The sequence below is a fragment of the Lactobacillus sp. ESL0230 genome (assembly GCF_003692805.1).
In the GTDB taxonomy this organism is placed as follows: Bacteria; Bacillota; Bacilli; order Lactobacillales; family Lactobacillaceae; genus Lactobacillus; species Lactobacillus bombicola.
The window spans coordinates 88,851-113,258 of the sequence record NZ_REHI01000008.1; the positions used below are offsets into that span (position 1 = coordinate 88,851).

Sequence of the window (24,408 nt, forward strand, 5' to 3'; positions counted from 1 at the left end):
ATCCAATATTTTAATTTTAATACTTATCTAATTAATATACTATTTATGTTATAATTATCTAGAACAATTTTTACAATGGAGGCAGTTTCATGCTTATTAAATCTTTAGTTATCAAAAAAGATTATCTAACAACAGTCAACGAACATGCTACATTAGCTGAAGCCCTGGAAACTTTAGAAGATTCGGGCTACAGATGTGTACCTATTTTAGATGATACTGGAACTATTTTTCGTGGGAATATTTATAAGATGCATATTTACCGCCACAAATCTCAAGGAAAAGATATGGATTTACCAGTAACACATCTACTTAAAAACGCAACTAAAACAATTAAAGTTAATTCACCATTTTTTAAAGTATTCTTCACAATAAAAGACCTACCTTACATCTCTGTTCTAGATGAAAGCGGTAAGTTCTATGGTATTTTAACACACTCTCGCTTATTAGACATGTTATCTGATGCATGGAATCTTAAAACCGGTTCGTATGTCCTCACCGTTTTAACCGATAATTCAAATGGTAATTTAGTAAAAATGGCAAAAATTATTAATAAATATTCTAATATCGCTGGAACAATGAGTTTAGATGCATCTACTGCTCAGCAAAGTCATAATTTCGTTCGCCGAATCTTATTTACTCTTCCAGCTGGTGTGAGTGAAGAAACACTGAAAACTATTGTTGGTAAATTAGAACATAAGGGTTACGTAGTTGCAGAAATTGAAGATTTACAAGCTGGCATGACCATTATGAGCGATGAAAATCCAGGAGTTTATCTCAATAAGCCAATTAATGATTAATTTCATTGACAAAAAAGACATTGCTTTTGCAATGTCTTTTTTTGATTAGCAATTCAATTGCCCGTAATATTTACGCGGTAAGCGATCATCTAATAAACAAGCTACTTCATAATGAATTGAATCAACATAATCAGCTGCCGCCTTAATATTATTAGGAGCTAGTGGGTCATTAGAAATCAGCACTACTTCTGTACCCACGGGCATTTCATGAGGCAATCGCACCATTAATTGATCCATACATATTCGTCCCACAATTGGGCAATATTCGTTTCCTACTTTTATTTTAAAGCCCTGAAACTTACGAATAAAACCGTCAGCATATCCTACTGGTACCGTGCCAATTATTTGATCACTAGTTGCAACATAAGTTGAACCATAGCCTACCCCCTGATTGGCATGAATGGTGTGCACCTGCACTAGTTCACTTTCAAATGAAAGGGCGGGTTTTAATTTAATTGTTAGTGACAAATCTGGACTAGTAGGATTTGAGGATGGATTCAAACCATAAATTCCAATTCCAAAGCGCACTAAATCGCTATGAACACCCTTATTAAAAACACTAGCTGCCGTATTATCCACGTGAATCCATTTGGGCTTTACTTTAAGCAATTTTTTTAAATGATTAAAGCGCTGAACTTGACTTTTAAAGTAAGTATCATCACTACTATCAGCTGAAGCAAAATGAGTAAATAGTCCTTCAACAAAAAAATTAGGATTATTTAATAAAAAATTATTAGCGTTGAGAAATTCAGCATCCTCACTAAAACCAATTCGCCCCATCCCAGAATCAATCGCCAAATGTATTTTAAGAACTAAATCTGCATTTTCTGCTACTAAGATTTTTTCTGCATCTTCTAACCACGCTAAATTGGGAACTGCTAGGGAAATATCATTAGCAGCAGCTAGCGAAACAAATTTAGGTGGTGTTACACCCAAGACTAGAATTGGCTGAACAATCCCTGCTTGACGTAACTCTAAGGCCTCATCTAAAATAGCCACGCAAAAACCACTCACACCAACTTTTACTGCCTCTTGAGCAACTTGTACAGCCCCATGTCCATACGCATTAGCTTTAACAACCGCAAACAATTTTTGCCCCGGTTCTAAATGTCTTATTTCTTCTTTTATATTTTGCCTAATAGCTGCCAAATCAACACAAACAGCAGCCGGACGATGTATTCCTGGAATCATTTTATTTCTCCAAAACAACTAATGTGACTATTTCATGATTGTCGTGGGTAATACTCGACCAAATTTTACCAGTAAACTTTGGTGAAGTTGTCACCGGATGCCCTACCTTATCCCACAGCGTTTCAACATCTTGTAATCCAATTTCTTTTCCAAGTCCAGTCCCCATGGCCTTAGAAAAAGATTCTTTTATTGAAAAACGACCACCTAAATATTCTACTTTTCGCTTATTAACCATCTTTTGATATTGAGCAAATTCCTTAGGCGTTAAAACTTTTTTTGCAAAAGAATCGCCCTTGGTCACAATTTTTGCCACACGTTCAACTTCAATAGCATCAATACCTACGCCTACAATCATTTTTTTACCTCATATAAAAAAGTATAATACAAAAAAAGAGTTGTACATCAGGCCAACTCATTATTTTGTAAATCATTAATCCTTTTTACTTTTAATCACAAAACTATGACTGCTATTTGCTTTATGTGAACGATCACCGCGATAATTACCATGGCCACGATTACCACCACGATAATTACTATGACCTCGGCTTCCACCACGGTAATTACCACGACCGCGACTTCTGTTTCCGCTGCGACGCCCATCGCCACCTTTATATGGCAATGGCTTTTGGGAACTGATTTTGACTTCAACATTTGAAGAATCTTTTGATAAATTCTTAAGTAAGGCACTTGCTAAATCAATAGCCGAATAATTTTCTAATAACTCAGCAGCATCAGCAGCATATTTAGTCAAGTCTTCCTTTAGCAAATCCTCAACCTTAGTCTTAGCAAGTTTCAACTGGCCTCTTAAAGCTTCATCATCTGAAGGTGGAGCAAGCGGGGTCATCTTCTTCTTGGTTAATTGCTCAATTGTTCTCATATAGCCCAATTCATTTGGTGTAACAAAGGTAATAGAGCTCCCATTTTGACCAGCCCGACCCGTACGTCCAATACGGTGGACGTATGAATCTGGATCCTGCGGAATATCATAGTTGTAAACGTGCGTTACGCCTGAAATATCTAACCCACGCGCAGCAACATCGGTAGCAACTAGAATATCAAGTTTACTAGCTCTAAAGCGTTTTAAAACACTTATTCTTCGTGCCTGTGATAAATCGCCATGAATTCCAGCTGCATTATAGCCGCGGGCTTGCAAGCCTCGTGTAACCTCATCAACACGTCGCTTTGTTCGCACAAAAACCACTGCTAAATCAGGACTTTCAACATCAATTAACCGACACATAATGTCAAATTTTTCAGAGTCTTTTGCTCTAACATAATATTGATCAATCAAATCAGCAGTTAGTTCCTTAGTCTTAATTCGGACTATTTCTGGATTATCCATAAACTTTTCACTAATATTCATAATTGGCTTAGGCATAGTTGCACTGAAAAGTAAAGTCTGCTTGCGATTTTTAACATAACTTAAAATGCTTTCAATGTCTTGAATAAAACCCATATCAAGCATTTCGTCAGCTTCATCTAAAACAATAGTGTTAACATCTGCTAAATTAATTGTCTTACGCTTTAAGTGATCGAGTAGTCTTCCGGGGGTACCAACTAAAATCGCTGGTACATGATTCTTAAGTGAACGAATCTGTCTACTAATGTCCGCCCCACCATATACGACCTGCACACGGGCACGTTCATCACGTCCTAAGCGAAAAAGCTCTTCTTGCGTCTGAATTGCCAGTTCGCGAGTCGGTTCAATAATTAAGGCTTGAATTACCTTCTTATCTTTGTCTAAATTTTGTAAGATTGGTAAAGCAAAAGCAGCAGTCTTACCTGTTCCTGTTTGTGCTTGACCAATTACATCCTTGCCTGCTAAAGCAAGGGGAATTGTCTCTTCCTGGATTGGTGTCGCTTCTTCAAAGCCTGAACGTTTAATAGCTTTTAAAAGCTCATCATTTAATCCTAATTCCGAAAATTTCACTAAATTCTCCTATCTAAGCCGCTCTAGTACCTTTTCCAGATGCATGCCATGCGATCCCTTAAGAACAACTATATCATGCGGCTTAATATCATTTTTCAAATCAGCAATCATGTGCTGCATCTGATCTTTTGTATAATAATGCAAATGCTCATCGGAATATATTCCCTTGAGAACATTTGCTAAATTCTTCATTTCTGAGCCAAATAAATATACTTCATTTATTACTTGTGGGTCAAGACAATCCGCTAATTTAGCATGGAGACTATCCGACTGTTGCCCCAATTCTAACATATCGCCTAAAACGGCAATCCGTCTGCTATCTTTTGGTACTTCAATTTGACCAAAACTAGTTAAAACAGCACGTACAGCTGTCGGGTTTGAATTATAGACATCGCTCATAATGTCTTCGCCTACATCGCCTTTTTCCCACTCCATTCGGTTAGCAGTAGGCGTAAAGCTAGCCAAAGCAGCTGCAATTTCTTCATCACTTTCACCAAAATAACGCCCTACACACAAAGCCGATAGTGCATTAGAAACATTATGTTTACCAATCATGGGAATAGTAAATTGATTATCAGAATTGTTAACCGTAAATGTAGCATGACGCTTATAACTTCGATAACCTGTCATATAAACTGTATCATTTTTTGCTAGGCCAAAGGTAACTTTTGCTTGGTTAATTTTCTTAGCTCGCGCTTGCAAAAGCGGTTCATCACCGTTATAGATAAGTTCGCCGTCTTCACGCAAAAAATCAGTAATTTCCATCTTCGCATCAGCAATTGCTGCCCGCGAGCCTAAAAATTCAATATGGGCTTCCCCAATCATTGTAATTACAGCAACATCCGGATGAGTAAGCTCACTTAATAAATGTAATTGCCCTGCATGATCCATTCCCATTTCCAAAACCAGAATCTCTGTATTAGGTTTCATTTCCAAAATAGTCATTGGCACACCAATTTCGTTATTAAAGTTCCCATCAGTCTTATGAACGTTAAACCTTTTAGCCAAAACAGCTGAGGTCATATCTTTGGTAGTAGTTTTGCCATTAGAACCAGTTATTCCAACTACAGTTGGATTAACTTTATTAAGATAATACTGTGCTAGCTGTTGCATACTAGTTAAAGGATCTTCAACTTCTAGAATTGCAATATTATTAGGCTTATTGGGGTGACCCTTTTGCCATAAAGTGGCACTGGCCCCATTGTTGATTGCGTTATCAATGAAGTCATGTCCGTCCCTTTCTCCTTTCAATGGGACGAATAAGCCGCCAGCTGTAATTTTTCTTGAATCAAAGACAACAGAAGTAATAACAGTTTGCTCGTTGCCCTCACAAGTTGAATTAATTGCCTTGGCAATTTCTGCCAGTTGCATTTTCATCTATTTTTCTCCTAGCTAAAAAGAAATTTGGGTAAAGCATCCTAATCCAATTTTAAATAAGCCATAGGCTTTACATAAAAAAGCAGCCCCAATGGGACTGCTTCCACCAGATCAAAGATACTACTTCTCTTTCATACCATACTTCTTGTTGAATTTTTCGATTCGACCATCGGCCTGAGCAAACTTTTGCTTGCCAGTGTAAAATGGATGAGAATCTGAAGTGATTTCAACCCGAATTAATGGATAAGTCTTACCTTCGTAATCTACTGTTTCTTTTGACTTTACAGTTGAACCTGCAACAAATTTAGCACCTGTTGCTGAGTCCATAAAGACAACTTCTTGGTAATCTGGATGAATGCCTTGTTTCATGTTTATTACTCCTTTGCCATGGCTTTATTGCAAACCATAGATTAATCGATTAACGCTAAATACAATAACATTTTTAATGTTAAATTTCAAGCCTTAATAATTATAACAGGCTTAGTAATTTAAAACAATGATTCCTAGATTTAGGATCACATAACTATTAGATATTTTTGCTCACTATAAATTATGCTTGCGATTTTTCTTTGATTGTTTCAGCAGATTTTTGTAGCAATTCCTCTTCTGCTGCTGTTAGTTTTAAGTTAATTTTAGCAACTATTCCTTCTCGCCCAACAACAGCTGGATAAGACATATAAGTGTCATATTTTTCTTGAAAACTCGACACTGGTAATTCTGTGCGTGCATCAGTTAAAATTGTCCGAACAATTCTAACAGCCGCAGCTGAAACACCATAATTAGTATAACCCTTACCGTTAAAAACCGTAAAACCCCCTTCTTTAATTTCATTATCAAGATCCTCTACTCGCCAAGATCCATCTTGTGTAAATTCAGAAATTGGTTGCTGCAAAACTTTTACAGTCGACCAAGCTGTAAATTGTGAATTGCCATGCTCACCTAAAGCAAAACCACTTACTGAACGCGGATCAACATCAAATTTTTGCGCTACTACTTTTTTCATACGTGCAGTATCAAGTAAAGTACCTGTTCCAATCACATGTTCTTTAGGTAATCCCGTTAATTGTTGATATAGATTAGTAATTGCATCGACTGGATTAGATATAACTAACAAAATTCCATTGAAGCCACTCTTTTTGATTGCATCAGTAATTGGCTTCAATTGTTTTTTATTGAATTCTAGTTCTTCAAAACGATCGCCTTTAGTTTCAAGCGAAATCCTGCCTAAGGTGCTAATTACAATTTGAGCATCTTTTAAAGCTGAGTAATCATTAACCTTAATATTTACGTGATTGGGCAAGTTAGCCATAGCATCTTCAAAGTCAACTGCATCAGCTTTGACCTTTTTTTCATTAACATCAATCATTACTAAATCATCAACTAGTTCTGAAATGATCAATTGATGTGCTACAGTACAGCCGACATGACCATCACCAATAATTCCAATCTTTGTTGTCATAATACCTACCTCTTTTTCTTTGCTTAATAACTTTACTTAATTTTTTTCGATTTCTTTAAGATAAGGAATTGAAGGCTGTGCACCATATCTTTGAACAGTGAGTGACGAAGCTTTATTAGCAAAATTGATTGCATTACTTAAGTTAACTAAATTGGGTTTAAGAGTACTTGCCAGTGCTCCAATAAAGGTATCACCCGCAGCAGTGGTATCGACAGCCTTGACTTTATATGCTGGAACTAACCCACTCTTAGACTGAAAATCATAAAAAGCTCCCTTGGAGCCAATAGTGATAATGACTGTAGCCACACCTAGCTGATGTAATTTTTCAGCGGCTTTTTTAGCACTAGCTTCATCAACAACCTGTACATTAGTAATTGTAGCAGCTTCTGTTTCATTAGGAATAATTATATCTGTTAATTTAAGCAATTCTGAAGGGATTTCTTCCATTGCAGGAGCAGGATTTAAAATGGTTTTAATCCCAGCTTGATGAGCTATTGCAAAAGCTGTAATAGTGGCCGCAATTGGCGTCTCAAATTGAGCCACAACAAAATCGCTATCAGTGAGTAATGATCTATTCTGACTAACATAATTTTGGTCAAAGCGATAATTGGCACCAGAATATATTGTAATTGAATTCTGCCCAGCATCATCAACAGTAATGTAGGCTTGCCCCGTTGATTCCTGGTCAACTATCATAACTCCACTTGTATCAATCTTTTCCTGTTTAAGTGCGGCAAGCAATTCCTTACCTGGTGCATCATTACCAACAGCACCAATAAATTTCACAGTACAACCAGCTCGAGCTGCTGCAACTGCTTGATTAGCACCCTTCCCACCGGCAGCAGAATAGTGATCTTTAGCATGGATTGTTTCGCCAGGTTTTGCCATCCGCTTTACTCGTAGATTAGTATCAAAATTAAGGCTACCGACTACTGTAACTTTACTCATTTTTTCTCCTTTATACATATAAAAGAAAGATCATCAACATTATTTCCTCCAAATAATAACACGTAATTGCCTTCAAGTATGCAAGAAGTAAATATTTTCTATTTCCTTTAAGTTTATTAATTATCTTTTACAAATAATCTTTTTATTTTGCAAACCTTATCCTATAATTACAATGATAAATTTAATTTTGATTTAATAAGGTATTGAACAATGAAAAGACAATTAAACTTCTTCGCAGCTTTGGCAACCGTCATGGGGACAATGATTGGCGGTGGTGCTTTTTTTAAAATTGCTAATACTTCTACACTTACCCATAACCCTTGGCTGAGTATTCTTGTTTGGCCACTTGCTGGATTTATCACGCTGATGGCGGGCTTAAGCATCGCCGAATTAGCTGCAATTTTCCCTGAAGAAGGTGGTCCGGTTAAATACCTCGAAAAAATTTATGGTCCCAAAGTTGCTTTTTTATTTGGTTGGTCATTAATTATTATCTATTATCCAGCTAACATTGGCGCTTTAGCTATCGTTTTTGCAACTCAACTTAAAGCAATTCCTGGCTTTAGTCACCTTTCAATTACAGCAATTGCACTGATTGTCATGCTTATAATTCTTGCTATTAATTGGCTTGGTTCTAAATTAAGTGGACAAGTTCAAAAAATTGCTTTGATAATTAAATTAATTCCCATTCTAGCTATCATTGTATTAGCCGTCATTAGCAATCAAAACCATTTAGTTTCAGCTCCTCGACCACAAATTTCATCTGCAAGTGGTGCTGTTGCCTTTGGCCAAGCTTTGTTAGCAGTTTTATTTGCTTACGACGGTTGGTTAAGCATTGGTAATTTGGCTAGTGAGATTAAAAATCCAGCCAAAACACTTGCTAAAGCAATCATTTGGGGATTATTTGGGGTAACTGTCATTTATACCTTGCTTAATTGGAGCTTCATCAAAATACTTCCTTGGAAACTGATTGTGGGCAATCAAGCAACGGCGCTTTTGACGTCGCAACAGTTGTTCGGCAATTTTGGGAGTATCATTATTAGTTTTGGAATTTTAGTTTCAATTTTCGGAGCAATTAATGGTCACCTACTGTTAGGATCAAGGATGCCATATGTTCTTGGGAAAGAAAACAAATTACCTGGTGCCAAATTTTTCGGCACCCTAAATCAAAAAACAGCAGTACCCACAAATAGCATGCTGTTTGAGTGTTTGGTCGCGACCATTATGATTTTTTCCGGAACTTTTGACTCACTAACTGATATGCTAGTTTATGTTTCTTGGATTTTCTCAATTTTATTATTTATTGGCGTCTTGCTCTTACGAATTAAAAAGCCTAACCTCCAGCGACCATATAAGACTCCCTGGTATCCACTACCACCTATTCTAGCTATTATTGGCGCTAGTTTTATCGTCATTAGTACCACCCTTACCCAACCCATTTTAGCTTTAACCGGTATTTTACTCACTCTGAGTGGCTGGCCTGTGTACCTTTATGTCCAGCATCAAAATAAATAGAAGTAATTGGAGCTATTTTTAACTAGTTAATTACTCCCTGTCCGCTAAACTTTATAATTTTACAAAAATGATGAGAATTTTTACTTTCTGTAACCATAACTTAACAATTAATTTATAATCCTTAATATGTTCTGTGTTAAAATACATAGGTATTTATACATAGGTATTTATTAATTAGAGAGGTAAAGTTATGAAATTTAATAAAAAAATAGTTACCCTTGCTGTAGCAGGTATTACTGCCGTTTCCCCAATTATTAGTCAATCTGCACTTGTTTTAGCTGATACTACTAATCAAGTAACTAACAATACTGCAAAAACTGATGCCAATACTGCAACTACTGACAATTCAAAGGCTAGTCAAGACAACAAGGTAACTGCACCTAACGCTGATACACAAAAGCCTAAAGAAGACAACAAAGTTGTTGCGCCAAACCCGAATGCTGATGCACAAAAGCCTAAAGAAGAAGCCCAGACTAAAGAACCAAAGGCTAAGTTAATTAAAACTAATGCCAAATGGTCCAAAAAGCAGAAAGCTGCCAATAAATATTACAATGCTGCTATCAAGAAGGGACGCAAACTTTCTAAGTTAAAGCGTTTAAACCTATATACTGATACTTTGAAGCACTTTTCTAAGAATCATGCTAGTTATGCTAAAAAATATCGTGCTTATTTAAAAGCAGAAATTAACTGGTTAAAGCCAATTGTTGAAAAGGAACAACAAGCCAAAATTGTTAATCCACTACCTGATGTACCAACTGATCACCCAGTAGATACACCAAGCAAGACGGACAAAGCTCCTGAAAACAAAAAATAATTTTTTAGTTAAATAGATTTTAAAGCAATATTCTTCATTATGATAATGAAGAATATTGCTTTTTATTATCTTAACAATTAAATTCACATATCACATAAAAAAGATGGCTATAAGATAAATTAAAGCTAGCCTCACATTAGTTAGACTTAATATTAGTGACTGCGCTAACTATTTTTATTTATATTTTAAAAAAACAAAAAGCTTAGAAATATTAACAATTTCTAAGCTTTTTATATCTGTTCATTAAAAAAATATTAAGCTTATTATTGATACTATAGTGATTCAAGCACAACTTCGCCTGCATTAATTAGTGAGCCGTACTCAGGAACCGGAACTATTTCTCTGTCAAACCCTTTAGTAAATACAACTATCGTAGTTGGATCATAACCTTGTTTTTCAAAAAAATCTGGTTTAATTTTAATCAAAGGTTGCTTCTTAGTTACTTTATCTCCTTGATTTACAAGTAGCTCAAATCCCTTTCCATTAAGGTTAACAGTATCTAACCCAATGTGTATTAAAATTTCTAATCCTTGTTTACTCTTTAAACCAACTGCATGCTTCGTTTCTGGAATCATAATTATTTCTGCATCAATTGGAGCAACTACTTCAGCTGTATCACCACTAGGGATAACTGCAAAACCATCACCCATCATTTTTTGCGAAAATATATCATCTTTTACATCAGTTATCTTTACTAACTTACCTGAAATTGGAGCAACTATTTCAGCTTTTACTTTTCTGGAAAATAACTTAAACACATTTATCCTCCCTTTTTACGACTTAAAAGTCTTAGGAACTATCATCTGCGTACCCTCAGCAATTTCACTATCAAACTGATCAGAAATCAAAGTTGCCTCCTTTAATTGTAAAGCACTCACTGTTGATGTCACACCAAACTTACTGCTATCGCATAAAATATAAGATTGAATCGACCGTTGACTAATTATTCTTTTTTTAGAAGATTCTTCAATTGATGGTGTCATATAACCTGTTTCAACATTTACACCACTAATGCCAAAAAAGGCTTTGTCAAAATGTAAATCTTTTAAGGTTGCCTCGGTTAAGGAACCAGTCAAAGACGAGGTAAAACCATTATAATTACCGCCAATTAAAACAACATCAGCAACTAAATCACCTAAAATACTACAAACCTGTGTATTAGTAGTATAGATAACAACTTTTCTATTAACTATTTGCTTTAAAAGAAGTGTACACGTCGATCCTGAATCAATATATATCGTGTCATGATCTTGAATAATGCTTGAAGCTAATTTACAAATTTCTTCTTTTTCTTGTAAATGCATCGTTGCTTTTTTTATAAAAGATATTTCACCAATCTTTGATACTAGCTGAATCGCTCCACCAAAAAGGTACTCAATCTTTTCCTTTTTTTCAAGAACTTTAATATCTCTTCTTAACGTAGATAATGATACTTCAGGAATTTGTTGATGCAATTCATCAAGTTTAATCATTTTATTATTTTTTAAAATTGTTAAAATTTTGTTTTGTCTCTCAACAGGTAACAAATATTTTTCTCCATAACTAATACTTAATAACTCTTTCACTTCCTTTCAATTATACTATCAAAAATTTTCTACGCCAATTTTTCTTCTCTACTTGTAACTAAGAACCCTAGAACTATACCTACTACTGTAGAAATCCCAAGTCCAATCATTGCATTAATAAAATTGCCACCTGATTTAGAGATAAATGCTGGAAAAGTAGTTACACTACCAAATACAAATGCCGTAGTAAATACTTTAGTTAAACCAAGATAAGCTCCACCAACTGCTCCAGCTATTATTTGTGCTAACCAAATCTTTCGGTTTTTAACTAACAAACCAAATAAAGTTGGTTCAATAATTGCCGATAAACAAATTGTAATGACACCAGTTATAGAGAAATTTTTTAATTCTTTATCTCTCGTTTTTAACCAAACGCCAAAGGCAGTACCAATAACAGCAAAATTGCAAGCAAACGTCAACGGGCAAATATAATCAAATCCTTTAGTAGCAATATTATTAATCATGATTGGATTAACCGCCCAATGAATACCAAAAGATACTAAGAAACTCCACCCGCCACCAACTACAATGCCACAAAGAATTGGGGCATTTTTAATTAGCCAATTGACAGCATCACCGACAATTTGACCGCCGTATACTCCCAATGGGCCAATAACAATTACTGTTAATGGAACCATTATTAATAAAGAAATTAAAGGTGTAATAACTAACTGTAAATTTTCTGGGACATGCTTTTCCAGCCATTTATATAGGTATGAATATGCCCAAATGGAAATCAAAATTGGCACAACTGTTGAGTTATAATTCATTAAAACTACGGGTATTCCCATAAAAGATGACATCGCACCATTACCATGATTACCCATCAGCTGGATAAAATCTGGGAATAACAAGGCCCCCGCAATTAAAGCACCAATATATGGACTGACTTTAAACCGATTAGATGCGGAAAAAGCTAATAGAATTGGCAAGAAATAGAATACTGCCTTAGAAGCAGCAGTTAAAATCACAAAAGTACCACTTTTTTGACTTACTAATCCTAGCTGGCTACTCAAAAGTAATAATCCATATAAAATTCCTGAACCTGCCAATGCCGGTAATAATGGAGCAAATATTCCCGCAATAGCCGTAAACAAATTATTTATCCAATCTTTTAAACCATGAATTTCTGGTTTAGTTTCAACGTTTGTATTTCCTGAACCGTTCACTAGACTTTCAAAGGCATCGTATACTTTAGGAACATCAAGACCTATTAAAACCTGATATTGACCACCTCCACGGGCAACATTTATTACTCCATCAATTGCTTTGACCTCAGTATCATCTACATTGTCGTTTTTCAAAGTCAATCTTAGTCTGGTAGCGCAATGTGTCATATTTGTGATATTTTTTGATCCACCTACTGCTTGAAGTATTCCCTGCGCAGTTTTTTTATAATCCATAGATTTGCACCTTCTTACTTACAAATTAGAAATCTATTTTTGTAAAAATTCGAGCATTAAATTTCTTGACTTCACTCCATCATTAGAGTCAATAACCTGCTGAATTTTATCCATACCTATTTGATCAAGTAAATCTAATAAATACTTGAGCATTTCAATATTTGATTTTGTTTCATCTGAAGGATCTTCTCTCACAGGTTCTGTATCAAAGTAAATCATGCCGTCAAAATTATATTTTTTCATATAATATAAAAATTCAAGTGTCTTAAAAGGCGTTACTGTACCAACCATTAATCCGTCATCATGCACTCCGTATCCATCATTTAAGTGGACGCCAAAAAGTTGTTTTCTACTACAGAATAGTGCAGTACCCATTGCTGGATTTTCATGTTTCATCAACATGTGGCAATAATCTAGTAAAACTCCAAAATTTTTGCGGTTAATATCATGGAGCATCATTTCTACTATTCCCATACTATCAACGAAAGCATAGCCACGAGGTTCATATGGCTTATATTCAATACTCCATCTAATGTCAGGAGCATAATCTGCAACTTCTTGACACGCTTTGACAATTCTATTCCAATATTCAACGTAATCTATTTGAAAACTATAATCAAAGCCATCATGCGCACTCCAAATATTAATCATTGATCCACCAATTGCATGGCAATAATCTGCGGCTTCTTTACACATTTTGATGGCATCTTGATAAAGTTTTTCATCTGGATTACCCAAATCTCCAGTCAAATAGTGTGTTTCAAAACGCATCTCCATTCCATTTGGCTGTAGATTATGTTTATCAAGCATCTCTTTCATATGTTCTGGAGTAATGCCAAGAGTTTGTTGTGGAAAATTAATATCAACATAGTTGATACCTACTTTTTCTAATTGTTCAAAGACTTTTTCCAGATCATTATTATAGTGGGGTAGATATGCATTTAATCTTGTAGCTAATTTTAATTCCATGTGATAGATTCCTTTCATTTCATCTTATCCATAATTGTTATCGTTTACATTTTCAATTATAATCAATAATTTTCATATTTCAATAATTATTTTTCATATTTTTTCAAAAAATTATAAAAAAATATCATGAATTGCAAAACAGACACGCTAGTTATTAATTAACTTTTCTTTTTATTTGGTTAATCCTCCTTGATATTTTTTGAGCAAACGTTTTCTCTAATTTAAATGATATATTAGCATGCTTTTTTAATTTGTCAACCATCAACCTAAATAGCAATTATGAATATGCTGATATAACAAACAAAAATGTTCGGGTTGACTATTATTTAATTCAATGTTAAATTCATTTCTGAGAAAACGATTGTTCAAAAAGGAGAATAATTTATGGAACGATTACTATGTCCGTCAATGATGTGCGCTAATCTAGCCAACATTAAATCTGAGGTCTCTAATTTAATTAAAGCTGGCGTTGATATTTTCCATATGGATATTATGGACGGTATTTTTGTACCTAACTTTGCTTTAGGTTTAGAAGACTATAAAGCAATTCGTAGCCTGACCTCCTTACCTATGGATGCTCACTTGATGATTAAAAATCCAAATCAATATATTAACTTATTCAGTAATGCTGGGGCTGATATTATCTATATTCATCCAGAAGCAGATCCAATTCCTACTAGCACATTATTGAAAATAAGAAGTTTAGGTAAGCGTCCCGGGATTGCAATTAATCCTGGTACTTCAATTGAAACAATTAAAGAACTATTACCTCTTGCAGATTATGTAATGGTCATGACTGTCAATCCAGGATTTGCAGGTCAAAAATTTTTAGATTTTGTCATTCCTAAGATTAAAAATCTAGCACAACAAAAGCAAGAAAAAGATTTTACTTTAATGGTTGATGGCGCTATTTCACCAGGAAAAATCAAAGAATTATCAGCTATTGGTGTCGATGGTTTTATTTTGGGAACGTCAACTCTTTTTGGAAAACAAGAAAATTATTCTGAAATTATCAAAAAATTACGAGGAGAATAATTATGAAAAACTTAAAAATTGCATTCGGTTCTGATCATGTTGGCTACGAACTAAAACCTGTAATTATGGAATATGTTAAGTCACTTGGTTATGAAATTTATGATTTTGGTACTTATTCGAATAAACGAACTGATTACCCGCTTTATGGTAAAAAAGTTGGTGAAGAAGTAGCTGCTGGTAATTATGACTTAGGAATTGTCATTTGTGGAACTGGGGTTGGTATTTCAATTGCTGCTAATAAAGTTCCTGGTATTCGTGCGGCATGTGTTAGTGACCCATATTCAGCTGAATTATCAAGACGTCACAATAATTCAAATATTTTAGCTTTTGGTTCACGTGTTGTTGGATCTGAATTAGCAAAAATGATTGTAAAATCTTGGTTAGCTGCAGAATTTGAAGGTGGCAGGCACCAAAGACGAATTGACGAACTAGCTGCAGAAGATGCACACGATAACCAAAAGTTTGATAAAATAAAAAATAATATTACTGAGATATAAAAAATTAATTAATGATTGGTCATAATAGCTCACATTAATTAATGATTTAGGAGAATTAAAATTAATCGTGAGTAATAAAGTTTCTATCAAAGAAATCGCTAAATTAAGTGGTGTATCAGCTTCAACTGTCTCACGCGTCATTAACAATAATGGGCGCTTTTCTGAAGAGACAAAGCAACGCGTACTTGCAACCATTAAAAAATATAATTATCAAACTAATAGCTTTGCCAAAGGTCTTAGAATGCAACGCTCAAATACAATTGGAATTATTGTGCCGGACTTAGCAAATACTTTCTTTTCTTCACTAGTTGAAAAAATAGAAAACAACTTTTTTTCTAATAATTATTCCACTATTATTTGTGACACTGGACGTAATTCTCAAAAAGAAATGACTTACCTCCAAATGTTAGAATCAAAACAGATTGATGGCTTAATTGTAATTTCCGGTGATAATCCTTTTAATACTAAAATTCTTAGCCGAGATATTCCAGTTGTTTGTATTGACCGTGAACCTAAAAATCAAGATACAATTTATGTGGGATCGGATCATTATACTGGAGCAAAAATAGCTACCCAAACTCTAATTGAAGCTGATACCCAACCATTACTATTTACAGTAATTGATGGTTCTTCATCTATTAAGCATCGAATACGGGGCTTTAAAAATACTATTAAATCGCTTAATTTAAACAGTAAAATTGATAATTCAATTTTCTGCCTAAACCCTGTTTATAAACAGGGTTCAGATAAGCGAAGATTAGAAATTAGAACTATCCTACGAAGTTTAGTTCAAAAACAAAAATTACCTTTGGGCATTTTTGCTACAAGCGATACTCTAGCTGCCGATATTCTAGTTTCTGCACGCGACCTTCGCTTAAATATTCCGGGAGATGTAAAAATTATTGGCTTTGATGATGCTCCAATTGCCAAATATTCATTTCCCGAACTTACTACCATTAGACAAAATGTCGTAGAAATTGCCTCACGAGCTAGTCAACATCTAATTAAAGCAATCAAAAGCGGAGATACTAAGTTAGAGCATGATATTATTCCAGTTAGTTTAATCGAACGATCAACGTTATAACTATCAAAATAAAAATAGGTACAAAATATGTATCTATTTTTTATTTTATAATAAATTTTATCAGCCACTTTAAATACATAAATAACAGTTTGTACACTTGCCTTACCATTAAATAAGCCACCAATGTATTATTCTTAAAAATTTTCTTAGCATATGATAATCCATTACCACTATTTGCATTTTCTCATATAGAGATGTTCCTAAAATTACCTGTACTATTTCATAATTACTACCATCTACTCGTACTTCATAAAATGGATCATCAAAATGATGGTCAGTACATCTTTAATCATAATGCGTTTAATATTAGGAAAGATTAACATCCTAGGAGTAAGGTTGCTGATATAAAGATTTTATTTATATATTCTTACTACCAACCAAATTATGTTTTTACTTTCCTTAGATTAATTACACATTCATCCGTAATTATTAGTATTCTAATTAGAACAATTATTTAAAACAGTATAGACTTTCATTATCCAATTACTGAAAGGAAAATTCAATGAAAGCAATAATTCAAACAGGATATAATAAAACTCAAATTAAAGAAATACCATCAATTCCTCTTTCACCAATTTCTATTAAAGTAAAAACAAATTTTGTTCCTTTGCTTAGATATGATTTATTAAAACTTAATGGTCAAGTCCCCACAAAACTACCATCAATTCTTGGCTATGGTGCAACAGGTACAGTAGTAGCAATCGGAAATCTACGTTCATCATCTCTTCTCAATAAACGTGTATTAATTTTAAATCCGTGGGGAACTTTTCAAAAAAAAATAACTTCAAATATCCCACCTTTAACTATTCCAATTTTGGATAATGTTTCAAATGAAGAAGCTACCGGACTAATTGGTGGAGCTGATCTAGCTCTCAGTTTGTTTAAAATCGTTAAAAATACATTTAAACAGATAATTATTTATGGCGCCGATTCGGTGACAGGATTAGTATTAATGCAATTATTAACACGATTCACAAAAGTGCCATTTATCCCCAAGGCAAGAACTTTATCAGCAAACTACCTAAAACAAAAGATTAATGAATATAATATAAAACCAGATATTGAAGCAACAGCGCAAAAGAACAATCTTATTATCGATTTAGTCGGCAGTGCTATCAATGACAAACTTTATCAGCATATTCAGAACAATGACGAAGTTATTAGTGTCGCACAAAATGATTTATAATGAAATTTCAAACAATAGATTATTTATACCTATTAATCAAATTTTTAATTACAAAAATTTTAATGAAGCAATAGAATATCAAACTACAAGCCCAAGCAGAGGAAGAAATTTGATTTCTTTTAAAGATTAATATGCTATAGTAAACAGTACTATGAACAACTTTGAAGAAGTAATTTCTAAAAAAATAAGTAAAACAATTAAACAAGAACGGATAAATAAAAAGCTTTCTCAAAAAGAATTGGCCGAAGGAATTTGCTCACAAGGAATGATAAGTAGTATCGAGCATGGTGACTATATACCAAATACTGCTATTTTTATTGCTATATGTAGCAAGCTAAATTTATCTATTGATAAAGCTTTTTTAAAAGAAAAATTAAATTTTAGCAATAATACTTATCTTGCAAATACAACCTTTAAATTATGTAGAGAACATAAATATACTAAGCTTATTAAATATTTGGATGATCAAAATATTATTGCATCCCTTAATACTAATCTAGACTTTCAAACTTATTATTACTATTATAGCTGTTCAATATATCAAGTTAAGCATGATTTATTGGATTGCCAGCATTACTTTGAGGTGGCAATTTCATACTCTATGAATGTTTCAAAGCCAATTCCTAAAAATCCTATTGAACTACTATTACTTAATTCTTTAGGTGTTATTTACTTTCAGTTAGGAAGAAACAAAGAATCCTTTAAAATATTTAAAATAGTAAATAAATATTCATCTACCATTAGTGATGCACAGTCTGAAAATCTTAACGTAATTCAATATCAACAAGGTAAGATTTATTTTGATTTAGCAAAATACGCGACTGCTTTAAAATTGTTCTTATCAGGATTAGACAGGATCAATAAAATTCATGGAAATTTCATGTTAGGCAATTATTCTTCAATGATCTTAAAATGCTACCAAAATATCAAATAAATACACAAACTAAAAAGCACTCAATTTTATATTAAGTGCTTTTATATTTAGTAGACTTTGAGCAGACAACCAAATTAATTTTTACCTTTTTCATAAAACTTGTTCTAAATAAGTATTGTTAAATTGAAATTTCCTCATAACTTAACATGACCTTTTATTCCCATTCAATAGTTGAAGGTGGCTTACTCGTTACATCATAAACGACGCGGTTAACGTTATCAACTTCGTTAATAATTCTCGTTGAAACTTTTTGCAAGACATCCCACGGCAAGCGCGCAAAATCAGCTGTCATCCCATCAATTGAAGTTACTGCCCGAATGCCAATCGTATAGTCATAAGTCCGCTCGTCGCCCATGACGCCAACTGATTTAATTCCTGGTAAAACTGTGAAATATTGCCAGACGTCTTCTTCTAGACCAGCCTTTTTAATTTCTGCACGTAAGATGGCATCACTTTCACGTACTAATTCTAATTTAGGTGCAGTAACTTCACCTAACACCCGAATCCCAAGACCAGGACCAGGAAACGGCTGACGCCAAACTAAGTCATGCGGAATCCCTAATTCTTCACCAAGCTGACGCACTTCATCCTTAAATAATTTTCGTAATGGTTCAATTAGTTGAAAGTGCATATCCTGAGGCAGACCGCCGACATTGTGGTGGGATTTAATTGTCTGTGCAGTATTGGTGCCACTTTCAATCACATCAGTGTAGAGTGTACCCTGCGCCAAAAAGTCAACCTCATGCATCTTTTGCGCTTCTTCGTTGAAAACCTCAATGAATTCCTTACCGATGATTTTACGCTTTTGCTCGGGATCAGTTACATCCTTTAATTTAGTTAAAAAGCGCTCTTGGGCATTTACCCGCACGATGTTCACACCTAAATCACGATTCAAGGCGGCCATCACTTCGTCACCTTCATTTTTGCGCAACATCCCGTGATCAACAAAAATGGCAGTTAATTGATCACCAATTGCACTATGTAACAAAGTAGCCGTCACGCTAGAGTCTACCCCACCAGATAAGCCTAATATTACCTTTTTATCACCAACTGTCTGCTGAATATTGGCAATTTCCATCTCAATAAAATCAGCCATTGACCAGTTAGCTTTAGCTTTGCAGACTTTGAAAGCAAAATTACGCAAAATATCTAAGCCATATTCAGTATTGCGAACTTCAGCATGAAATTGAATGCCATAAAACTTGCTTTGTTCATTAGCAATCGCCGCAATCGGGCAATTTTTACTTGAAGCAATTGTCTTAAAACCACTTGGTGCCTGCTTAACTAAGTCACCATGACTCATCCAAACAAATTCATCTTTTGGTAAGCCATCAAATAAAACCGAATTTGCATCTTCTACTTGAATGTCAGCTTTACCATATTCAGAATTATCAGCTTTTTCAACTTTACCGTTTAAATAAGACGACATTAATTGCATGCCATAGCAAATACCTAAGATAGGAATTCCTAATTCAAAAATTTTAGGATCAACCTTTAAAGCATTGTCATCATAAATACTGTTAGGACCACCGGAAAAAATAATGCCCTTAGGATTAATTTGTCTAATTTTTTCTAAGCTAAGATCGTGCGGTAATAGTTCAGAATAAATGCCAAAATCACGCAAGCGCCGCGTGATTAGTTGATTATATTGACTACCAAAGTCTAAAACAATAATTTCATCAAAATCATGAATCTTTTTTCTCACTGACATTCTGGCTCCTTTGCTAATTAAATATCAAATCATCTAAACTGTACTAAGAATTTAAGGTGGGGTCAACTACTTTTTAAGTAAAAAATTTTTTCTCAAAAATTATATCGATATATGCCTGAACTAATTTATTTTTAAAATCCCCCTTAATCTTGCACAACTAAATTTACTTTGTTAGAATGCATACACAAGCAAGTATTATGTCTATATATTGCCGTAATCTGGTCGGCAGTCTCTACTCAGAACCGTGAATTCTGAACTATGGATCAAGTACAAATAGCGCAGTGTCACTGTCTTATTGGTCTTTTTTACCATAGTTTTGGTAGAAAAGACCTTTTTGTTTTAGGAGGAAAAGTATGAAATTGCTGGAAGATCGTATTCGCAACGATAGCGAAGTTTTACCCGGAAATGTCCTAAAGATTAACTCATTTTTAAATCATCAAGTTGATCCTGAATTAATGATGGCCGTTGGAACAGAATTTGCTCATCTTTTCAAAGATGCCGGTATCACCAAAGTCTTAACTTGTGAAGCTTCAGGAATCGCGCCCGGGGTAATGACTGCCTATGAGTTACACGTACCCATGGTCTTTGCCCGTAAAAAAAAGCCCTCGACACTTAACGATGAAGTATATTGGGCAGATGTTTATTCTTACACCAAGAAAACCACTAACCAAATTTGTGTTGAACAAAAATTTCTCAATTCCAACGACCGTTTATTAATTATTGATGATTTTCTAGCTAATGGTGAAGCCGTTAAGGGCATGATTAATATTGCTCATCAAGCCTATGCGGAAATAGCTGGCGTGGGCGTAGTCGTAGCTAAGTCTTTTCAAGGCGGTAGCACTTGGATTAAAAAACATGGCTATAAACTTGAAGCTTTAGCAAACATTGCTAGTTTAGCTGATAATCAAGTACATTTTGTAGGGGAAAATTAATGCAAAAAGAAGTCAGTCAACAAAAAGCCGCCGTCCTTGGGCTGCAACATCTGTTAGCAATGTATTCTGGTGCAGTCGCAGTACCACTTTTAATTGGGACAGCTCTAAAATTCAACGCTGAACAAATGACCTACTTAGTTTCAATTGATATTTTTATGTGTGGGTTGGCAACTCTTTTACAGTTAATTACTAATCGCTTTTTTGGTATTGGCTTTCCTGTAATTCTTGGCTGCGCTATTCAGGCGGTTGCTCCCTTACAAATGATTGGTCGCAAATTTTCAATTAATGATATGTATGGGGCCATTATTATTGCCGGCATTTTCGTAATTTTAATTGCTGGGGTTTTTGCCAAAATCAAAAAATTCTTTCCCCCTGTTGTCACCGGTACCTTAATTACCACAATTGGTCTAACCTTAATCCCAGTTGCCATTCAAAATATGGGCGGAGGAAATGCTACTGCTAAGGATTTTGGTAGTAGTCAAAATTTATTACTTGCCTTCTGCACTATGTTCATTATTTTAGCTTTAGAAATTTGGACAAAAGGCTTTTTACAATCAGTTTCAGTTTTAATAGGATTAATTAGCGGCACACTTATTGCTGCGTGCCTAGGTCTAGTTTCATTTACCCCAGTAATTACAGCATCCTGGTTTCATTTACCGCAACTTTTTTACTTTGGAGCGCCTCATTTTGAATGGTCTTCCAGTTTAACAATGATCATCATTGCCTTAGTTTCAATGGTTGAATCAACTGGCGTCTTCTTTGCCACGGGTGATTTGATCACGCATCAAGTTTCAGAAGATGATCTTAAAAAAGGCTATCGGGCAGAAGGACTCGCTCAAATCCTAGGTGGTTTATTCAACGCTTTTCCTTACACGACCTTTTCGCAAAATGTTGGACTTTTACAATTGTCAGGCATTAAAACTAAACGCCCCATTTATTGGGCCGCTGGATTGTTGATGACGATGGGACTGCTACCCAAAGTTGGCGCTCTCGTCACCATTATTCCAACACCAGTATTAGGTGGGGCCATGCTAGTAATGTTTACCATGATTGCCGTTCAGGGCATTAAAACTTTAGTCCAAGTTGATTTAAGTAATAACAATAATATTTTAATTATTGCTATTTCAATTGGCCTGGGACTAGGTGTTACTATTTATCCACAATTTTTCCATAATTTACCTGCAACAATTCAACTTTTCCTAAATAATGGTATTGTGATTACCAGTTTATCGGCTACTATCTTAAACTTACTACTCAATGGTGCAAATTCTAAAAAAATTAGTAGCTAACCAAATTATAGCTATACTATTATCCATCGCAAAATGGCACTTTTTTTCTATATAAAGAAAAGGAGTGCCATTTTAATAAAAACTATTGCCGTAAATTTTTACATACTCAACTTAATTTGCATCCTAGACTAAGCGGTTACTTCAAAAATTAGTCATACTCGCTGAAACATAGTCGCTACGAAGAAAGGTATGAATTAAAATCAATTACCTGATTATAACGTGCCAGGTCTGCTGGTTTATAGTGATGAATTACCTCAATAAAAGTCAAATCAGAAGCGAAGAGGTAATCATGAACCTGCTTGGAGGTTACTTGATCCAGAGAAGCATTGACTTATCGAGTAAAAGAATCTGACGCTGAGCCAAAATTGCCCGCGCGAGTTCAATCCTAGATAATTGGCCGCCTGACAATTGATCAGCATTATCACCTAGGCCGTAGTTTAGCCCTTTTTCTTGAATTAGCTTAGCTAGACCAACACCCTGACAAACGGCCATTATTTTGTCTGGCGCAATGTCAGCGCCTAAAGTTAAGTTAAAGAGTAAAGTGTCAGCAAAAATTACGGCATTTTGACTTGAGTAAGCAAAAAGATTAGTAAACGCCCCCGCGTCTACTTGCTGGTGATTGAGTAAAATCTTGCTAGCTTGACCATAGTCACCATATAACAAATACTGTAATAAAGTTGACTTACCGGCTCCAGATGGTCCGATAACTGCAATTTTTTGACCATTCTCAATTGTCAAGTCGATATCGCTAGCTAACTGCTGGCCTTGTCGGATTAAAGACAAATCCTTAACCTCCAATTCTACTAAATTTGCTGTCATACTCGTTGTTTGAGGATAAGTAGCAGCCTTTTGACCGAACTGAGTAATGCGCTTAACAATTCCCTTGGTTGTAGATAAATTATTGCGTTCACTAAGAATTTGTAAGATTGGGTTAACAAAAGAATTCGAAAGCTGAATAATGCCAAAAAGTGCACCTAAAGTGGTAAAACCCTTGATTACTAGCATAATCCCTATAGCAAAGGGAACTAAGTAAGAACCACCCATAGCAATGAGATTAAGATAGGCATTCGTATTGTTTTTCAAGATATTCATTCTTGCCAACTTGGTTTCTAATAAATTAATTACTTTTAGGTCTCGCTTAACAGCGTTATTTTGTTGACCATAAAGGTTTAATGTCCTAGTTCCTGCTAGTGTGTTCTTGGTCTGATTAACATATTGATCATTGGCCTTAGTCCATTCATCAGCAGCGGTTTGAATTGGCTTTTGAAGCAGATTAGAAACAAGCATAGGAAGCAATGAACCTGCAAAAAATATGACGGTTAAAATAGGATTTAAGTACAGGGCATATGATAAGGCCAAAATTACTATATAAAAATAAGTTAAAATAGAAATCTCTGCTTCATAACGATTTGTTTCTAACAACTTAAAATCATTAGTTAAAAAACCTAGGTTGGCAGTATCCTCACTGGGACTAGCAAGCATCCCTTTAAGTGTCTGCCTTCTTAGTTTAATATTAGTTTGCTTAATTGCATCCGCCTTTAAATAGTTAAAGCTTAAGTGAGCCAATAAGACTAAAATTAGTGCAATTAAGACTTGAATAATCAACCAAGGTAACTTAGCAAATTGCTTGGCTGCAGCCATATTGATCAGTGATCCTACCATGTAGGCCATAATGACATTTTCCGTGCTGTAAATAAAACCAAAGACATTAAGTAAAAAGAATTTAAAATGCGAATAGTTTTTAAAGATCATTGCTTCTTTTCTCCTATTAACTA

Annotated in this window: 22 protein-coding genes, 1 pseudogene and 1 riboswitch; of the genes and pseudogenes, 10 read left to right on the forward strand and 13 right to left on the reverse strand. The window is 34.6% G+C overall.

What is annotated here, in order from left to right:
- Positions 1 to 89: 89 nt before the first annotated feature.
- Positions 90 to 797 (forward strand): cyclic di-AMP binding protein CbpA, encoded by a 708-nt coding sequence (gene cbpA, locus F5ESL0230_RS06970; protein ID WP_090092378.1) that lies wholly within the window; start codon positions 90 to 92, stop codon positions 795 to 797.
- Between the two features lie 45 nt (positions 798 to 842).
- On the opposite strand, the gene alr is transcribed toward cbpA, so the two are convergent.
- The 7 genes from alr to rbsK all read right to left on the reverse strand — a co-directional run bounded on the left by alr (position 843) and on the right by rbsK (position 7,702).
- On the reverse strand, positions 843 to 1,988 hold the full coding sequence (gene alr, locus F5ESL0230_RS06975; RefSeq protein WP_122022158.1) for an alanine racemase: 1,146 nt from the start codon (positions 1,986 to 1,988) through the stop codon (positions 843 to 845).
- Between the two features lies 1 nt (position 1,989).
- Positions 1,990 to 2,343 carry a holo-ACP synthase gene (acpS, locus tag F5ESL0230_RS06980; protein WP_122022159.1) on the reverse strand — a complete coding sequence of 118 codons (354 nt, stop codon included), beginning with the start codon at positions 2,341 to 2,343 and terminating at the stop codon, positions 1,990 to 1,992.
- Between the two features lie 75 nt (positions 2,344 to 2,418).
- On the reverse strand, positions 2,419 to 3,918 hold the full coding sequence (locus F5ESL0230_RS06985; RefSeq protein ID WP_122022160.1) for a DEAD/DEAH box helicase: 1,500 nt from the start codon (positions 3,916 to 3,918) through the stop codon (positions 2,419 to 2,421).
- A 9-nt stretch (positions 3,919 to 3,927) separates the two neighbouring features.
- Entirely contained in the window at positions 3,928 to 5,295 is a 1,368-nt protein-coding gene (murF, locus tag F5ESL0230_RS06990) for a UDP-N-acetylmuramoyl-tripeptide--D-alanyl-D-alanine ligase (protein ID WP_122022161.1), read from the reverse strand.
- A 120-nt stretch (positions 5,296 to 5,415) separates the two neighbouring features.
- A complete protein-coding gene (locus F5ESL0230_RS06995; RefSeq protein ID WP_090092385.1) occupies positions 5,416 to 5,664 on the reverse strand; it encodes a type B 50S ribosomal protein L31 in 249 nt (82 codons plus the stop codon).
- Positions 5,665 to 5,845: 181 nt separating this feature from the next.
- Entirely contained in the window at positions 5,846 to 6,754 is a 909-nt protein-coding gene (locus F5ESL0230_RS07000; RefSeq protein WP_122022162.1) for an L-lactate dehydrogenase, read from the reverse strand.
- Positions 6,755 to 6,790: 36 nt separating this feature from the next.
- Entirely contained in the window at positions 6,791 to 7,702 is a 912-nt protein-coding gene (rbsK, locus tag F5ESL0230_RS07005; RefSeq protein ID WP_122022163.1) for a ribokinase, read from the reverse strand.
- Between the two features lie 210 nt (positions 7,703 to 7,912).
- Here rbsK and F5ESL0230_RS07010 point away from each other — a divergent pair, with 210 nt between their 5' ends.
- Together F5ESL0230_RS07010 and F5ESL0230_RS07015 are read left to right on the forward strand one after the other, a co-directional pair.
- Complete coding sequence (locus F5ESL0230_RS07010; protein ID WP_122022164.1) at positions 7,913 to 9,214, forward strand: APC family permease; 1,302 nt, start codon at positions 7,913 to 7,915, stop codon at positions 9,212 to 9,214.
- Positions 9,215 to 9,404: 190 nt separating this feature from the next.
- Complete coding sequence (locus tag F5ESL0230_RS07015; protein WP_122022165.1) at positions 9,405 to 10,028, forward strand: hypothetical protein; 624 nt, start codon at positions 9,405 to 9,407, stop codon at positions 10,026 to 10,028.
- Between the two features lie 272 nt (positions 10,029 to 10,300).
- On the opposite strand, the gene F5ESL0230_RS07020 is transcribed toward F5ESL0230_RS07015, so the two are convergent.
- From F5ESL0230_RS07020 to F5ESL0230_RS07035, 4 genes are read right to left on the reverse strand one after another with little or no spacing between them, the layout of a single operon-like run.
- A complete protein-coding gene (locus tag F5ESL0230_RS07020) occupies positions 10,301 to 10,786 on the reverse strand; it encodes a PTS glucose transporter subunit IIA (RefSeq protein WP_122022166.1) in 486 nt (161 codons plus the stop codon).
- Positions 10,787 to 10,801: 15 nt separating this feature from the next.
- On the reverse strand, positions 10,802 to 11,593 hold the full coding sequence (locus F5ESL0230_RS07025; protein WP_147440877.1) for a DeoR/GlpR family DNA-binding transcription regulator: 792 nt from the start codon (positions 11,591 to 11,593) through the stop codon (positions 10,802 to 10,804).
- A gap of 29 nt (positions 11,594 to 11,622) precedes the next feature.
- Positions 11,623 to 12,996, reverse strand: coding sequence for a PTS transporter subunit EIIC (locus F5ESL0230_RS07030; protein ID WP_122022168.1), 1,374 nt, complete (start codon positions 12,994 to 12,996; stop codon positions 11,623 to 11,625).
- 33 nt (positions 12,997 to 13,029) lie between these two features.
- The gene (locus tag F5ESL0230_RS07035; RefSeq protein ID WP_233551663.1) at positions 13,030 to 13,983 is read right to left on the reverse strand and encodes a sugar phosphate isomerase/epimerase; all 954 of its coding nucleotides are present in this window, start codon (positions 13,981 to 13,983) and stop codon (positions 13,030 to 13,032) included.
- 366 nt (positions 13,984 to 14,349) lie between these two features.
- Here F5ESL0230_RS07035 and rpe point away from each other — a divergent pair, with 366 nt between their 5' ends.
- The 5 genes from rpe to F5ESL0230_RS07060 all read left to right on the forward strand — a co-directional run bounded on the left by rpe (position 14,350) and on the right by F5ESL0230_RS07060 (position 18,701).
- Positions 14,350 to 15,000, forward strand: coding sequence for a ribulose-phosphate 3-epimerase (rpe, locus tag F5ESL0230_RS07040; RefSeq protein WP_122022170.1), 651 nt, complete (start codon positions 14,350 to 14,352; stop codon positions 14,998 to 15,000).
- 2 nt (positions 15,001 to 15,002) lie between these two features.
- On the forward strand, positions 15,003 to 15,497 hold the full coding sequence (gene rpiB / locus F5ESL0230_RS07045) for a ribose 5-phosphate isomerase B (protein WP_122022171.1): 495 nt from the start codon (positions 15,003 to 15,005) through the stop codon (positions 15,495 to 15,497).
- A 67-nt stretch (positions 15,498 to 15,564) separates the two neighbouring features.
- Positions 15,565 to 16,581: a LacI family DNA-binding transcriptional regulator gene (locus tag F5ESL0230_RS07050; RefSeq protein ID WP_122022172.1), complete on the forward strand. Its 1,017-nt coding sequence runs from the start codon at positions 15,565 to 15,567 to the stop codon at positions 16,579 to 16,581.
- A 502-nt stretch (positions 16,582 to 17,083) separates the two neighbouring features.
- The gene (locus tag F5ESL0230_RS07055; protein ID WP_122022173.1) at positions 17,084 to 17,767 is read left to right on the forward strand and encodes a hypothetical protein; all 684 of its coding nucleotides are present in this window, start codon (positions 17,084 to 17,086) and stop codon (positions 17,765 to 17,767) included.
- Between the two features lie 151 nt (positions 17,768 to 17,918).
- The gene (locus F5ESL0230_RS07060; protein ID WP_122022174.1) at positions 17,919 to 18,701 is read left to right on the forward strand and encodes a helix-turn-helix transcriptional regulator; all 783 of its coding nucleotides are present in this window, start codon (positions 17,919 to 17,921) and stop codon (positions 18,699 to 18,701) included.
- A gap of 154 nt (positions 18,702 to 18,855) precedes the next feature.
- Here the strand turns inward: F5ESL0230_RS07060 and guaA are convergent, their stop codons facing one another.
- A complete protein-coding gene (gene guaA / locus F5ESL0230_RS07065) occupies positions 18,856 to 20,412 on the reverse strand; it encodes a glutamine-hydrolyzing GMP synthase (protein ID WP_199692503.1) in 1,557 nt (518 codons plus the stop codon).
- A gap of 181 nt (positions 20,413 to 20,593) precedes the next feature.
- A riboswitch (purine riboswitch) is annotated at positions 20,594 to 20,691 on the forward strand.
- 74 nt (positions 20,692 to 20,765) lie between these two features.
- Between guaA and F5ESL0230_RS07070 the strand changes: the two genes are divergently transcribed.
- A complete protein-coding gene (locus tag F5ESL0230_RS07070; RefSeq protein WP_122022175.1) occupies positions 20,766 to 21,344 on the forward strand; it encodes a xanthine phosphoribosyltransferase in 579 nt (192 codons plus the stop codon).
- Positions 21,344 to 22,633, forward strand: coding sequence for a nucleobase:cation symporter-2 family protein (locus F5ESL0230_RS07075; RefSeq protein WP_122022176.1), 1,290 nt, complete (start codon positions 21,344 to 21,346; stop codon positions 22,631 to 22,633). The genes F5ESL0230_RS07070 and F5ESL0230_RS07075 overlap by 1 nt, the downstream gene beginning before the upstream one ends.
- A 175-nt stretch (positions 22,634 to 22,808) precedes the next feature.
- Here the strand turns inward: F5ESL0230_RS07075 and F5ESL0230_RS07080 are convergent.
- A pseudogene (locus F5ESL0230_RS07080) lies at positions 22,809 to 24,385 on the reverse strand (ATP-binding cassette domain-containing protein).
- Positions 24,386 to 24,408: the final 23 nt, after the last annotated feature.

Excerpts from the sequence above, each read along its gene's own strand:
- cbpA (WP_090092378.1), top strand. The coding sequence starts at position 90 with ATGCTTATTAAATCTTTAGTTATCAAAAAAGATTATCTAACAACAGTC.
- alr (WP_122022158.1), bottom strand. The coding sequence starts at position 1,988 with ATGATTCCAGGAATACATCGTCCGGCTGCTGTTTGTGTTGATTTGGCA.
- acpS (WP_122022159.1), bottom strand. The coding sequence starts at position 2,343 with ATGATTGTAGGCGTAGGTATTGATGCTATTGAAGTTGAACGTGTGGCA.
- murF (WP_122022161.1), bottom strand. The coding sequence starts at position 5,295 with ATGAAAATGCAACTGGCAGAAATTGCCAAGGCAATTAATTCAACTTGT.
- F5ESL0230_RS06995 (WP_090092385.1), bottom strand. The coding sequence starts at position 5,664 with ATGAAACAAGGCATTCATCCAGATTACCAAGAAGTTGTCTTTATGGAC.
- F5ESL0230_RS07000 (WP_122022162.1), bottom strand. The coding sequence starts at position 6,754 with ATGACAACAAAGATTGGAATTATTGGTGATGGTCATGTCGGCTGTACT.
- rbsK (WP_122022163.1), bottom strand. The coding sequence starts at position 7,702 with ATGAGTAAAGTTACAGTAGTCGGTAGCCTTAATTTTGATACTAATCTA.
- F5ESL0230_RS07010 (WP_122022164.1), top strand. The coding sequence starts at position 7,913 with ATGAAAAGACAATTAAACTTCTTCGCAGCTTTGGCAACCGTCATGGGG.
- F5ESL0230_RS07015 (WP_122022165.1), top strand. The coding sequence starts at position 9,405 with ATGAAATTTAATAAAAAAATAGTTACCCTTGCTGTAGCAGGTATTACT.
- F5ESL0230_RS07030 (WP_122022168.1), bottom strand. The coding sequence starts at position 12,996 with ATGGATTATAAAAAAACTGCGCAGGGAATACTTCAAGCAGTAGGTGGA.
- F5ESL0230_RS07035 (WP_233551663.1), bottom strand. The coding sequence starts at position 13,983 with ATGAAAGGAATCTATCACATGGAATTAAAATTAGCTACAAGATTAAAT.
- rpe (WP_122022170.1), top strand. The coding sequence starts at position 14,350 with ATGGAACGATTACTATGTCCGTCAATGATGTGCGCTAATCTAGCCAAC.
- rpiB (WP_122022171.1), top strand. The coding sequence starts at position 15,003 with ATGAAAAACTTAAAAATTGCATTCGGTTCTGATCATGTTGGCTACGAA.
- F5ESL0230_RS07055 (WP_122022173.1), top strand. The coding sequence starts at position 17,084 with ATGAAAGCAATAATTCAAACAGGATATAATAAAACTCAAATTAAAGAA.
- F5ESL0230_RS07060 (WP_122022174.1), top strand. The coding sequence starts at position 17,919 with ATGAACAACTTTGAAGAAGTAATTTCTAAAAAAATAAGTAAAACAATT.
- guaA (WP_199692503.1), bottom strand. The coding sequence starts at position 20,412 with ATGTCAGTGAGAAAAAAGATTCATGATTTTGATGAAATTATTGTTTTA.
- F5ESL0230_RS07070 (WP_122022175.1), top strand. The coding sequence starts at position 20,766 with ATGAAATTGCTGGAAGATCGTATTCGCAACGATAGCGAAGTTTTACCC.
- F5ESL0230_RS07075 (WP_122022176.1), top strand. The coding sequence starts at position 21,344 with ATGCAAAAAGAAGTCAGTCAACAAAAAGCCGCCGTCCTTGGGCTGCAA.